The following is a 12,745-nucleotide window of genomic DNA, read 5'->3' as shown; positions in this document are numbered from 1 at the left end:
GCGGTGTGACAGTCACCACATGCATCGACTGATCCACCGCTTTCGCGAGCAAGCCCGCTCCCACATTTTGGATCTTCAATGTCCGAACTTTCCGGGCCAGCCGATCACTTTCTTCGGCCTCGGCGTCGCATACGTGCGGATCTTCGAGGTCGACAGTCCCAACCGCACCAGGCCTTCGGCAATGGTGACAGCCGAGGTCACACCGTCCACCACCGGCACACCCGTGCGGTAGCGAATCTGCTCATCCAGCCCGGCCATGCCGCCGCAGCCCAGGCAGATCACTTCGGCCTTGTCTTCGCTGATCGCCAATTCGGCCTGGCGTACGATGGCCTCCATGGCCCGCAGCGGGTCTTCTTCCAGCTCCAGTACCGCCATGCCGCTGGCCCGTACCGACGCGCAGCGCTGATACAAACCCGCCAGTTTCAGTCGGTCCTCGATCAGCGGCACGGTGCGGTCCAGGGTGGTCACCACGGAGTAGGCATGTCCGAGGAACATCGCGGTGCTGGCGGCCGCTTCGGTGATGTCCACCACCGGCACGTTGAGCAACTCCTGTAAGCCTTCGCGGCCATGTTCGCCGTAGCCGGCCTGGATTACCGCATCGAACGGCTGGTCGTAAGCCATCACCCGGTCCATCACCGCGATGGCCGCCAGGTAGCTTTCGAAATTGCCTTCCACCGATTCGGCACCGAAAAACGGAGTCAGGCCGACGATCTCGGTGCCGGGGGACGCCACCGCCCGTGCCTGTTTGGCGATGGCCTCGGTGATGGACTCGGTGGTGTTGACGTTGACCACAAGGATGCGCATGGAATGTCCTTACTTAATGACTGACGTTATCGACTGCAATGCTTTCGCCGCTCACATCGGCGTAGTACGGCTGGCGCTTGGCGAACAGCAGGTACAGCAGCCCTGCAATACCGGCGCCAATCAGCCAGGAGAAGGGCGAGACGAGGGCGAAACCGGGCAGCAGGGCGAGGAGAATGGCGATCACCGCGGCAGGAATGAAGGCCGCCACGGCGCGCAAATTGATCCCGCGGCTGTAGTAATAAGCGCCATTCGGGTCTTCGCTATACAGCTGCGGCACGTCCACCTGGCTTTTGCGGATCAACCAGTAGTCGACCATGATCACCCCGTACAACGGCCCCAGCAGTGCGCCGAGCCCCGAGAGGAAATACACGATCACCAGCGGGCTGTTGTAGAGGTTCCACGGCAGGATCAACACCGCCACGGTGGCGCTGATCAGCCCGGCGCGGCGGAAGTTCAGGTACTTGGGCGCCAGGTTGCTCAGCACAAAGGCGGGTGCGACGAAGTTGGCCATGATGTTCACCGCCACGGTCACAATCAGGAACGCTAGGCAGCCCAGCACCAGGAAGAATGTGTTGGGTATCGCCGCAATGATTTCCGTAGGGCTCTCGATCACCCGGCCATTGAGGTGGAACTGCCCGCCGCACAGCAGCACGGTGATGGCCGCGAACACCAGGATATTCACCGGCAGGCCCCAGAAGTTGCCGACCTTGATGGTCTTGCGGCACGGCGAGGAGCGGGCGAAGTCGCAGAAATTCAGGATCAGCGTGCCGTAGATCGCCAGCCACAGCGCGCCGCCGGCAAAGATATTGCGCCACATCTCACCACCGGTCAGCGGCTCGCGGATCGACCAGGCGATCTGGCCGCCGGCCTGGAAATACATCCAGCCGGCCAGGGACGCTACTGTCAGCAGAATCACCGGCCCGGCGAAGGCTTCATAGCGGCGCACCATCTCCATCCCATAGGCGAGGATGGCGAGCTGCACAAACCAGATCGCCACAAAACACGCCCAGCCCAGGGTGGACAGGCCGAGGATCGAGTTGTGGTCGTAGTCGGCAAAACCTGGGTGAACCGCCGTCAACAGCACGCGGAAAACCACCGAGGCCAGGTAGGTCTGTATCCCGAACCAGGCAATCGCGATCACCGCACGAATCAGTGCCGGGATCTGCGCACCATGGATGCCAAAACTGATACGGCTGATCACTGGAAACGGTACGCCGGTCTTCTGCCCCATATAGCCCGACAGGTTCATGAAGAAGTACACCAGCGCCGCGCCGATACCCAGGGACAGCAGAATCTGCCAGCCACCCAGGCCCAGCGCATACAGGCCGATGGCGAAGGAGTAGTTGGCGATGTTGTGCACATCGTTGGTCCACAAGGCAAAGATGCTGTAGCGGCCCCAGCGCCGGCCTTCGGCCTTGGTAGGCGCCAGGTCCTTGTTGTGCAGGCGCGGGCTGAGGACCAACGGGCCGGGGCTCGTGGCCTCGGGGTTCAGGGTGGAGGAGGGCAGATCCAGTGCGATGTTATTGGAGAGACTTGTACGCATTCCGGCAGGCTCCTGGACATCAGCAGGAGAGCGGCTGATGTCAAAGTGTATGTATCTTTTTTATTAATTGTATACAAAGTGTGTTTTGCCTTAAGCCACATGCGTGCCAGATTTTCGCCGGGTGAAATACACGGCGATTTGGTTTTTAGCGTGATTGGAAATAACAGACTGAATTTAAAGCGATATAAATTGACCGTTTGAACAGCTATTTATTTTGTAGCGCGGAGAGGGGCGGGGATTTTAGAAGAGGTGTGACGAGGGAGGATGTAACTTTTCGGTGCAGGATCTTATAAGTGCACACAAAAATGGCACCGATGGTGACATTTCTGTGTACAGGATTCTGGCTCAGGCGTTACGCCTTGCTGATGATGTTCCCGGCGTGCAACCCGCATTCTTTTTGGGTTGCTTCTTCCCACCACCAACGGCCTTCGCGTTCGTGCTGGTTCGGCAGTACCGGACGGGTGCACGGCTCACAGCCGATGCTGATAAAACCGCGCTCGTGCAGGCTGTTGTACGGCAACTCCAGCATGCGGATGTAACCCCATACTTCCTCACTGGTCATCTGCGCCAGCGGGTTGAACTTGTACAGGGTGCGTTCCGGGGTGGAAAAAGCCGTATCGATTTCCAGCGCGGCCACCTGGCTGCGGGTGCCGGGGCTCTGGTCGCGGCGCTGGCCGGTGGCCCAGGCGCTTACACCGGACAGCTTGCGGCGCAGCGGTTCGATCTTGCGCACGCCACAACACTCGCCATGGCCGTCCTTGTAGAAACTGAACAGGCCCTTTTCCTTGACGAAGGGTTCCAGCTTGCTCTGGTCCGGCGAGATCAGTTCGATGTCGATCTTGTAGAACTCACGCACCTGCTCGATAAACCGGTAGGTCTCCGGGTGCAGGCGACCGGTGTCGAGGCTGAACACCTTGACGTTCTTGTTCAGCTTCCAGGCCATGTCTACCAGCACCACGTCCTCGGCACCGCTGAAAGAGATCCACAGGTCGTCGCCAAACTGGCTGAAGGCCAGCTTGAGAATGTCCTGGGCGGATTTGTTGGCGTAAGTCGCGGCGAGTTCAGCGACGTCGAAGGCTTGGTTCATCAGGACGGTTCCTACAGGTCAGTGGCGCTGAGCGCTCTATAGGGGGGCGATGGTAACAAAATCCCGCCTGCGTTGCGGCGGCCAGCGTGAATCGCTAGAGTTCGGCAGTCCTTTTGCTCGCTCAACTCAATAACTTTAAATGGGAGTGTCTTGTGGAAATTGCCTGTCTCGACCTGGAAGGGGTGCTGGTTCCGGAAATCTGGATCGCCTTCGCCGAAAAAACCGGTATTGAATCCTTGCGGGCCACCACCCGGGACATCCCCGACTACGACGTGCTGATGAAACAGCGCCTGCGCATTCTTGATGAGCATGGGCTGAAGCTCTCGGACATCCAGGAAGTGATCGCCACCCTCAAGCCGCTGGACGGCGCCATCGAGTTCGTCAATTGGCTGCGCGAGCGCTTCCAGGTGGTGATCCTGTCTGACACCTTCTATGAGTTCTCCCAGCCGCTGATGCGCCAACTGGGTTTTCCGACCTTGCTGTGCCACCGGTTGATCACCGACGAAAATGACCGGGTGGTGAGCTACCAGCTGCGTCAGAAAGATCCCAAGCGTCAGTCGGTGCTGGCCTTCAAGACCCTGTACTACCGCGTGATTGCCGCCGGTGATTCCTACAACGACACCACCATGCTGGGTGAGGCCGACCGTGGGATTCTGTTCCACGCGCCGGAGAACGTGATTCGCGAGTTCCCGCAGTTCCCGGCGGTGCATACGTTTGAGGATTTGAAGAAAGAGTTCATCAAGGCGTCGAATCGGCAGTTGAGCCTGTAAGTTATTTGGCGTGGCTGACGCCTCATCGCAGGCAAGCCAGCTCCCACATGTTGACCGCGCTCCCATGTGGGAGCCGGGCTTGCCCGCGATGGGGCCGGTATGGCCACTGCACAGCCTAGACCCCTGCCAGCAAACTCTCATAAGGAATGCGCAAGCCTTCATGCAGGCGTTTGATCATCGACAAGCTCAGCTTGCGCTTATGATTCAACACTTCGGAAACCCGCCCGCTCGGACCTATGAAAGGCTCCAGGTCACGGGCGGTCAGGCCTAGTTGCTCCATTCGAAATTTAATCGCTTCGACGGGATCCGAAGGCGGCATTGGGAAATGCTCCGCTTCGTACTTTTCGATAAGTATCGCGAGAATTTCCAGCTCGTCACCCTCGGGCGAGCCGATTTCCGCTTCCCATAGCTGTTCGACGCGCGCGAGCGCAGCGGTCAGGTCTTCCTGGGAATGAATGGGTTTGATGTTCATCACACGGTCTCCGCATTGATCTGATCGTACTGCGCGTGGGTCCCCACGAAGCGTATGAACGCAAGCTGTCGCTGATAATTGATCGCCATGATCACTCGATACTTGTTGCCGCCTATGTTGAACACAACCCTGCCCCCTTTGAGAATGCTCGCTGTCCTTAGCTCTGCCTTGAGGGCCTGAGGGGTTGGGTAAACAGCTTTTTCCATATGGCGATACAGCTCGACCAGCGGCGTTTTGGCATCCATGCAACCAGGGTGGTTTTCCCAGAATATTCGTAGGGCAGACAGAGCGATTATCCGCATCGCTGCGACCTCCCAATTTGGGAGATGATAGGTGCGGTTGAGGGCAGATGCAATCTCGGAAATCTTTCCTGACAAGTAGGCAGTCGTTTCATGTGATCCTTCACAGACGGCTGGTGGACGGTTGAAACCGGACGCTATCCTCCGGCTTCGACCCCGTCTACTTCGGTACTGATTCAGGTCTTTTCCGCTGCGTGGCTCTACGTCAGCGAGCCAGGAAGGGGCTGGGTGCTACAGGCTTTCCAAGGTTTGTAACAACACCCGCACCTTGGTCATCGACTCCTGATACTCCGCCTGCCACTCCGAGTCCGCGACAATCCCGCCGCCGCCCCAGCAGCACACCTGACCATCCTTGACCAACAGGCTGCGAATGGCGATGGAGCTGTCCATCTCGCCGCGCACGTCCAGATACACCAGCGAACCGCAATACAACCCGCGCCGGGTCGGCTCCAGCTCGTCGATGATCTGCATCGCGCGAATCTTCGGTGCGCCGGTGATAGAGCCGCCGGGGAAGCTGCCGGCGATCAGGTCGAGGGCGTCTTTGTCGTCCGCCAGCTCACCGGTGACGCTGCTCACCAGATGATGCACGTTGGGATAGCTTTCCAGGCTGAACAACTCCGGCACTTTCACCGAGCCGGTACGGCAGGTGCGGCCCAGGTCGTTGCGCAGCAGGTCGACGATCATCAGGTTTTCGGCACGATCCTTGGGGCTGGCCAGCAATTCAGCGGCGTTGGCTGCATCTTCCTCGGGCGTCGCCCCCCTTGGCCGGGTGCCCTTGATCGGGCGGGTTTCCACCTGGCGCTGGCTGACTTTGACGAAGCGTTCCGGCGACAAGCTCAACACTGCGCCGTCGTCCGGCAGGCTCTGGAACCCGGAAAACGGCGTCGGGCAGGCTTCGCGCAAGGCGCAGTAGGCCACCCACGGATCGCCACTGCACGGGGCACGGAAACGTTGGGCAAAGTTGACCTGGTAGCAGTCACCCGCCTGGATGTAATCCTGGATGCGGGCGAGTGCATGTTTGTAGGTGTCGGCTGTCACGTCCGGGGCCATTGGGCCTTGCAGCTTGAAGGTGGCCGATGCGCTGATGGTCGGCTGACCGAACAAGGTAATCAGGCGTTGCCGTTCGCTTTCCGCCAGTTTGGGGTGGAACACCAGTTGGCTGGTCTGCGCCTGGTGATCGCTGATCAAGGCCCAGGCGTACAGGCCGAAGCGTGCATCCGGCAGGTGCAGGTCGTCCACCGCCAGGTGCGGCAGGTGCTCAAGATGACGACCGAAGTCGTAGCTCAGGTAGCCGATGAGGCCGCCGGCAAACGGCAGTTCGTAGGGCGCGGGGATCGTGGCTTCACCCAGCAACGTCAGGTTTTCCCGCAGGCGCTGTAGGAAATCACTGCCGCTTTCGTCGGGCAGTACCGCCAGGGTCGTCTCGGGCCAGGCGCTCAGCAGGTCATAACGGCCGCGCTCGGCCGCCGGTCGGCCACTGTCCAGCAGCACCGCGCCGGGCGCATGGCGGATTGCTGCAAAGTATTCGGCAGGGTTGGCCCGGTAGGGCAGCGGGTGTACGGAGCAGGTCACTGGGTTTATCCCTCGACCGCCGGAATATGCCCAAACATTTCCTGCACAAACTTAACCCGTTCCTCCGGTGTTTCCGTCACGCCCGCCGCCTTCAGCTCTTCCAGTCGAGCCTCCACGGCATGGGTGCGCAAGGTCAGGCCGCAGTCGTTGGCAATCTGAATGTTCAGCCCCGGGCGAGCGTTAAGTTCCAGGATCAACGGACCCTTTTCCTGGTCCAGCACCATATCCACGCCGATATAGCCCAGGCCGCACAGTTCGTAGCAGCCGGCGGCGAGCTTCATGAACCCGTCCCAGTTGGGCAGTTGCACGCCGTCCACCGCATTGGTGGTGTCGGGGTGCTTGGTGATGATGTTGTTCAGCCAGGTGCCGCGCAGGGTCAGGCCGGTGGCGAGGTCGACACCCACGCCAATCGCGCCCTGGTGGAGGTTGGCCTTGCCGCCGGACTGGCGGGTGGGCAAGCGCAGCATGGCCATCACCGGGTAGCCCATCAGCACAATGATGCGGATGTCCGGTACGCCTTCGTAGCTGATGCTCTTGAAGATCTGGTCGGGCACCACCCGGTATTCGATCAGTGCCCGGTCCCGGTGGCCGCCGAGGGAATACAGGCCGGTGAGGATGCTGGAAATCTGATGCTCGATTTCTTCATGGCTGATGATCTTGCCGGAGACGGTCCGGTAGCGCCCTTCAAAACGGTCGGCGATCACCAGGATACCGTCACCACCGGCGCCCTGGGCCGGCTTGATCACGAAGTCGCTGCGCCCGCCGATGATCTCGTCGAGCTTGTCGATTTCCTTCTCGGTGGAAATGACCCCGTACATTTCCGGCACGTGGATGCCGGCGGCCATGGCCCGTTCCTTGGTGATGATCTTGTCATCGACGATCGGATACAGGCTGCGCTTGTTGTACTTGAGCACGTAGTCGGCATTTCGCCGGTTGATGCCCATGATCCCCCGCGCTTCCAGGGCCTTCCAGGTCTTCCAGAAGCCGAACATTACGAGTCAGCCTTGAGGAAGGCCTTGAAACGCACCAGTTCGGTCAGGCGGTAGCCGCGATAACGACCCATGGCCAGCATGAAGCCCACCAGGATCAACAGGATCGCCGGGAAGGTGAACACGAAGTAGATCAGTTCCGGCACGCTCATGATGATGTGCGCCAGGGAAGCGGCGAACAGCGTGCCGATCGCGACTTTCATCGCATGGCCGCCACCGCGTTCTTCCCAGGTGATCGACAGGCGTTCGATGGTCATGGTCAGGATCACCATCGGGAACAGTGCCACCGACAACCCGCGCTCCAGGCCGAGCTTGTGGCTGAACAGACTGATGGCGGCGATCAGCACCACCACGAAGGTCAGCACCACCGAGAGCCTCGGCAGCATCTGCAGCTTCAAGTGTTCCAGGTAAGACCGAAGCGACAGCCCCAGCGCCGTAATAATGGTGAACAGCACAATCCCGAAGCCCAGCTGTGTCTCTCGGAACGCCAGGGCAATCAGCACCGGGGTAAACGTGCCAAGGGTCTGCAGGCCGATCAGGTTGCGCAGGATCAGGATCACCAGCACGCCAATCGGGATCATCACCATGATCATGAAGGTCTGCTGGGTTTGCAGCGGCAGGCCGTACAGCGAGTACTCGAGGAAGTTGGCGTCGGTGTTTTCGTCCGTCAGCTTGGCCAGGCGAATCGCGTTCATTTCGCTGTTGTTGAGGCTGAAGGTCACCATGGCCTTCTTGCCGCCGTCGACGGTGATCAGGTTTTCATCACCGGTCCACCACAGCAGGCGGTCGGCCGGCAGGCCTTGCTCGCCGGTGTCGGGGTTGAAGTACAGCCAGTCATTACCGTTGAAGCTGCGCAGCCAGAGTTCCGGGGTTTGCGGCTGGTCGGCCACCAGGCGGATGGTGTGGACCTTTTCCACCGGCACATGGGCGATGGACAGCAGCAACTCGACGATCTTGGCCTTGTGCGGCGTCGACGGGTCGCCCGCCAGCAGCAGCTTCACGTTGTCGTCGTTGAGGTTGTTGGTGCGCTTGATGGCTTCGCTGATAAAGGTCTCGACGTCGGCCGAGTGCTGGCGGATCGGCGCCAGCAGGGCTTCGGCGGCGATTTTTTCCGGGCCTTCGACGGCGATGCTGTCGCGGAAGGTCGGGCCCTTGACCTTGACCTTTTCACCGCTGTAACGCTTGGTCAGCACCAGGCGGTAGTAGAGGGTCTGGTTGCCCTTGGCCCGGCGTGCCGACCAGGTGACCTTGCGGTTGCCGTCGAGGCGATTGACGCTGACGCCGTAGTTATTCGAGATAAAGCTTTCATTCAGGCTGACGAAGTCGCGGCTCAGGGGCGGCACGAACATCTGGATTTTCACCGGGTCCTTGGCGCTGGCGACGAACTCGACCTTGGCGTCGATGTTCCACAGGTCGTCGGTGGCGTCCTCGGTGACGGGAATCCCCAGCACGAAAATCTGATAGGCGGTGACCGAAATGCCCAAGACCACCAAAACGGCGATCAGGATTTTCAGGTGCAGATTAAGAGAGCGCATTCAAATTACTCAGCGGTATGAGCGTCGGAGGCGCAGGCAGGTTTGCCCGCCGCGTATTTGAGACTGGGGTCGACCAGCGCATCAAAGCGTTTCAGCGCTTCGGAGCCGATCAGCAGCGGGTATTGGAAGGCGCTGCGGTCAGTCAAGTTCACTTCGATACTGCGTAAAGCGGTGCCCATGCAGATGTCCAGGGCGATGACTGGACGGGCGGTGTAGTTCTTGTCTTCATCGGGGTCGTAGTCACCGGCGCGGCGCTTGATCTTGCTCACGCGGGCCAGGGGGCGCTCGATGGGGTGGGAGTGTGCGGTGTCGATGGCCAGGTAGAAGCGCACCCAGGACTCGCCGTTGCGCTTGAAGCGCTTGATGTCGCGGGCGCTCAAGGACGCGGTCTTGGCGCCGGTGTCGAGCTTGGCGGCCACTTCCAGGTCAATGCCGGCCAACTTGGCGTATTCATTGAGTCCATAAACGGTCTTCTCGGCAGCAACGCCAAGGCCCGGGATAAACAGTAGAAGCAAAAGGGGGAAGGGCTTGAGTCTCATAAATCCTGACGCGGTGCAGTGCGATGTTCAATTCAAGGCGACTGGCATTGCTGCGCAAGCTCCCTCGTGCGCCTTTTCATCCAGGGATGTGAGGCAAAAGTGGCCGGCATTCTAACATGAAGGTTTTCTGGCGCCAGCGCTGGCAGCCGGCCATGCCCCGATAGAGTGCAAGGCGGGTTATTAGACGATTGTCGACAATGTGTATTTATTCTTTGACTATCCGGGGCTGATTGGCTAGTTTTTGCGGCATTGCTTTTAAAGGTGTCGACAATATGCTGGATCAACTGGAAACCCCAGTGATGGCCCAAGACGATTCCCAGACCATGTCCGAGAACGTCTTCCGGCGTATCCAGGCCGCCATCGTCAAGGGCGAAATCGCCCCCGGCAGCAAGATCTCCGAGCCGGAACTGGCGCGCACCTATGGCATCAGCCGTGGCCCGCTGCGCGAGGCGATTCATCGCCTGGAAGGCCAGCGCCTGCTGGTGCGCATCCCCCATGTGGGCGCGCGAGTGGTCTCGTTGAGCCATGAAGAACTGATCGAACTCTACGAAATCCGCGAATCCCTGGAAGGCATGGCCTGCCGCCTGGCCGCCGAGCGCATGACCGACGCCGAGATCGAAGAGCTGCGCCAGGTGTTGCACACCCACGAGCGCGATGCGGCCTTCCAGGCCGGTGTCGGCTACTACCAGCAGGAAGGCGACTTCGATTTTCATTACCGGATAATTCAAGGCGCCGGTAATCGCACCCTGACCCAAATGTTGTGCGGCGAGCTGTATCAGTTGGTGCGCATGTACCGCATCCAGTTCTCCGCCACCCCCAATCGTCCACGCCAGGCCTTTGCCGAGCATCACCGCATTCTTGACGCGATTGCCGATCGCGACGGTGAACTGGCCGAGTTGTTGATGCGCCGGCATATCGGCGCCTCCAAACGCAACATTGCCCGTCACTTCCCGGACGGCGCTCCCCAATCACGAGGTGAGTCATGAGTTCCAATAACAACACCACTCCAGGCCAGCGTTTCCGTGACGGGGTTGCCAGCGAGCACCCGTTGCAGGTAGTCGGCGCGATCAACGCCAACCATGCGCTGCTGGCCAAGCGCGCCGGCTTCAAGGCGATCTACCTGTCGGGTGGCGGGGTGGCTGCCGGCTCCCTCGGTGTGCCGGACCTGGGCATCACCGGCCTGGATGACGTGCTGACGGACGTGCGCCGCATCACCGACGTGTGCGACCTGCCGCTGCTGGTGGACGTGGACACCGGTTTCGGCTCCTCTGCGTTCAACGTGGCGCGCACCGTCAAGTCGATGATCAAGTTCGGCGCGGCGGCGATCCATATCGAAGACCAGGTGGGCGCCAAGCGTTGCGGCCATCGCCCGAACAAAGAAATCGTGTCCCAGCAGGAAATGGTCGACCGCATCAAGGCTGCGGTGGATGCGCGTACCGATGACAGCTTCGTGATCATGGCCCGCACCGACGCACTGGCCGTGGAAGGTTTGGAATCCGCCCTGGAACGTGCGGCCGCCTGCATCGAGGCCGGTGCCGACATGGTGTTCCCGGAAGCCATCACTGAGCTTGAGATGTACAAGCTGTTCGCCTCCCGGGTGAAAGCGCCGATCCTGGCCAACATCACCGAATTCGGTGCGACACCTCTCTACACCGTCGATCAACTGAAATCTGCGGATGTTTCCATCGTCCTGTACCCGCTCTCGGCCTTCCGCGCCATGAACAAGGCCGCCGAGAACGTCTACACCGCGATCCGTCGCGACGGCACCCAGCAGAACGTGATCGACACCATGCAAACCCGCATGGAGCTTTACGATCGCATCGACTACCACACCTTCGAGCAGAAGCTCGACGCGCTGTTCGCCGCCAAGAAGTAATGCGAGCGCCTCACTAATAACTACAAGATTGGAGATAACCATGGCCGAAGCAAAAGTACTCAGTGGAGCTGGCCTGCGTGGCCAGGTTGCCGGGCAAACCGCACTGTCCACCGTGGGCCAGGCCGGTGCCGGCTTGACCTATCGCGGCTACGACGTGCGCGAACTCGCCGCCGATGCCCAGTTTGAAGAAGTCGCCTACCTGCTGCTCTACGGCGAACTGCCGACCAAAGCCGAACTGGCCGACTACACCGCCAAGCTCGGCAAACTGCGCGACCTGCCCCAGGCGCTGAAAGAAGTGCTGGAACGCATCCCCGCCGACGCGCACCCGATGGACGTGATGCGCACCGGTTGCTCGTTCCTGGGCAATATCGAGCCGGAGAAAGACTTCTCCGTGCAGCGCGACGTGACCGACCGCCTGCTGGCCGCGTTCCCGGCGATCATGTGCTACTGGTACCGCTTCAGCCACGACGGCCAGCGCATTAACTGCGTGACCGACGAGCCGAGCATCGGCGGGCACTTCCTGCACCTGCTGCACGACAAGAAGCCCAGCGACTTGCACGTCAAGGTGATGAACGTGTCGCTGATTCTCTACGCCGAGCACGAATTCAACGCCTCGACCTTCACCGCCCGCGTGTGTGCGTCGACCCTGTCGGACCTGTATTCCTGCGTGACTGCCGCCATCGGCTCCCTGCGTGGCCCGCTGCACGGCGGCGCCAATGAAGCGGCGATGGAGATGATCGAGCGTTTCTCTTCCGCCCAGGAAGCGGTGGAAGGCACCCTCGGCATGCTGGCGCGCAAGGACAAGATCATGGGCTTTGGCCACGCGATCTATAAAGACAGCGACCCGCGTAATGAAGTGATCAAGGCCTGGTCGAAAAAACTCGCCGACGAAGTGGGCGACACCGTGCTGTTCCCGGTTTCCGAAGCCATCGACAAGACCATGTGGGAGCAGAAGAAACTGTTCCCCAACGCCGACTTCTACCATGCCTCGGCGTACCACTTCATGGGCATCCCGACGAAGCTGTTCACCCCGATTTTCGTCTGCTCGCGGCTGACAGGATGGGCAGCTCACGTGTTCGAGCAGCGAGCCAACAACCGCATCATCCGTCCGAGCGCCGAGTACATCGGCGTTGAGCAGCGCAAGTTCGTGCCAATCGAACGTCGCTGAGTGGAGAAACCGCTGATCTTGGGGTGAAACCGGATCAAAAATGTGGGAGCGGGCTTGCTCGCGAAGGCGGTGTGACAGTCGCCATGTGTGT

13 protein-coding genes are annotated in these 12,745 nt (G+C 60.4%); 4 read left to right on the top strand and 9 right to left on the bottom strand.

Translation table 11 applies throughout. The features are described 5' to 3' along the window. Nucleotides 1–75: 75 nt before the first annotated feature. From ACW9I6_RS24375 to ACW9I6_RS24365, 3 genes are all read right to left on the bottom strand, one after another. Nucleotides 76–804 (bottom strand): aspartate/glutamate racemase family protein, encoded by a 729-nt coding sequence (locus ACW9I6_RS24375; RefSeq protein ID WP_003214954.1) that lies wholly within the window; start codon nt 802–804, stop codon nt 76–78. A gap of 13 nt (nt 805–817) precedes the next feature. Continuing rightward, nucleotides 818–2,347 carry an NCS1 family nucleobase:cation symporter-1 gene (locus ACW9I6_RS24370; RefSeq protein ID WP_008432689.1) on the bottom strand — a complete coding sequence of 510 codons (1,530 nt, stop codon included), beginning with the start codon at nt 2,345–2,347 and terminating at the stop codon, nt 818–820. A 352-nt stretch (nt 2,348–2,699) separates the two neighbouring features. Continuing rightward, complete coding sequence (locus tag ACW9I6_RS24365) at nt 2,700–3,434, bottom strand: phosphoadenylyl-sulfate reductase (protein ID WP_003214958.1); 735 nt, start codon at nt 3,432–3,434, stop codon at nt 2,700–2,702. 152 nt (nt 3,435–3,586) lie between these two features. Between ACW9I6_RS24365 and thrH the strand changes: the two genes are divergently transcribed. After that, a complete protein-coding gene (gene thrH / locus ACW9I6_RS24360; protein WP_010176441.1) occupies nt 3,587–4,204 on the top strand; it encodes a bifunctional phosphoserine phosphatase/homoserine phosphotransferase ThrH in 618 nt (205 codons plus the stop codon). Nucleotides 4,205–4,319: 115 nt separating this feature from the next. Here the strand turns inward: thrH and ACW9I6_RS24355 are convergent, their stop codons facing one another. The 6 genes from ACW9I6_RS24355 to rloA all read right to left on the bottom strand — a co-directional run bounded on the left by ACW9I6_RS24355 (nt 4,320) and on the right by rloA (nt 9,610). Beyond that, nucleotides 4,320–4,676 (bottom strand): helix-turn-helix domain-containing protein, encoded by a 357-nt coding sequence (locus ACW9I6_RS24355; RefSeq protein WP_087695204.1) that lies wholly within the window; start codon nt 4,674–4,676, stop codon nt 4,320–4,322. After that, a complete protein-coding gene (locus ACW9I6_RS24350) occupies nt 4,676–4,978 on the bottom strand; it encodes a type II toxin-antitoxin system HigB family toxin (protein ID WP_003214964.1) in 303 nt (100 codons plus the stop codon). Before ACW9I6_RS24350 ends, ACW9I6_RS24355 begins: the two co-directional genes overlap by 1 nt. Nucleotides 4,979–5,206: 228 nt before the next feature. Beyond that, a complete protein-coding gene (gene pabB / locus ACW9I6_RS24345) occupies nt 5,207–6,547 on the bottom strand; it encodes an aminodeoxychorismate synthase component I (RefSeq protein ID WP_177051789.1) in 1,341 nt (446 codons plus the stop codon). A 5-nt stretch (nt 6,548–6,552) separates the two neighbouring features. After that, nucleotides 6,553–7,539 (bottom strand): alpha-L-glutamate ligase-like protein, encoded by a 987-nt coding sequence (locus tag ACW9I6_RS24340; RefSeq protein ID WP_003214969.1) that lies wholly within the window; start codon nt 7,537–7,539, stop codon nt 6,553–6,555. Beyond that, entirely contained in the window at nt 7,539–9,071 is a 1,533-nt protein-coding gene (gene rloB, locus ACW9I6_RS24335; protein ID WP_003214971.1) for an osmotic stress tolerance membrane protein RloB, read from the bottom strand. The genes ACW9I6_RS24340 and rloB overlap by 1 nt, the downstream gene beginning before the upstream one ends. Nucleotides 9,072–9,076: 5 nt before the next feature. Then, nucleotides 9,077–9,610: a retropepsin-like aspartic peptidase RloA gene (rloA, locus tag ACW9I6_RS24330; protein ID WP_023659091.1), complete on the bottom strand. Its 534-nt coding sequence runs from the start codon at nt 9,608–9,610 to the stop codon at nt 9,077–9,079. A 272-nt stretch (nt 9,611–9,882) separates the two neighbouring features. On the opposite strand from rloA, the gene ACW9I6_RS24325 reads away from it, so the two are divergent. Genes ACW9I6_RS24325 through prpC form a run of 3 tightly spaced genes read left to right on the top strand, consistent with a single transcriptional unit; the run spans nt 9,883 to nt 12,654 of the window. Then, nucleotides 9,883–10,596, top strand: a complete 714-nt coding sequence (locus tag ACW9I6_RS24325) for a GntR family transcriptional regulator (protein ID WP_008432676.1) — start codon at nt 9,883–9,885, stop codon at nt 10,594–10,596. Continuing rightward, nucleotides 10,593–11,486, top strand: a complete 894-nt coding sequence (gene prpB / locus ACW9I6_RS24320; RefSeq protein ID WP_457339933.1) for a methylisocitrate lyase — start codon at nt 10,593–10,595, stop codon at nt 11,484–11,486. Before ACW9I6_RS24325 ends, prpB begins: the two co-directional genes overlap by 4 nt. 40 nt (nt 11,487–11,526) lie before the next feature. Next, nucleotides 11,527–12,654, top strand: coding sequence for a bifunctional 2-methylcitrate synthase/citrate synthase (gene prpC / locus ACW9I6_RS24315; protein ID WP_457339932.1), 1,128 nt, complete (start codon nt 11,527–11,529; stop codon nt 12,652–12,654). Nucleotides 12,655–12,745 lie beyond the last annotated feature (91 nt).

This window comes from Pseudomonas sp. SDO5522_S412 (genome assembly GCF_054071215.1).
The sequence above is the reverse complement of the archived record's forward strand: the minus strand, read 5'-3'. Positions and strand labels throughout refer to the sequence as shown.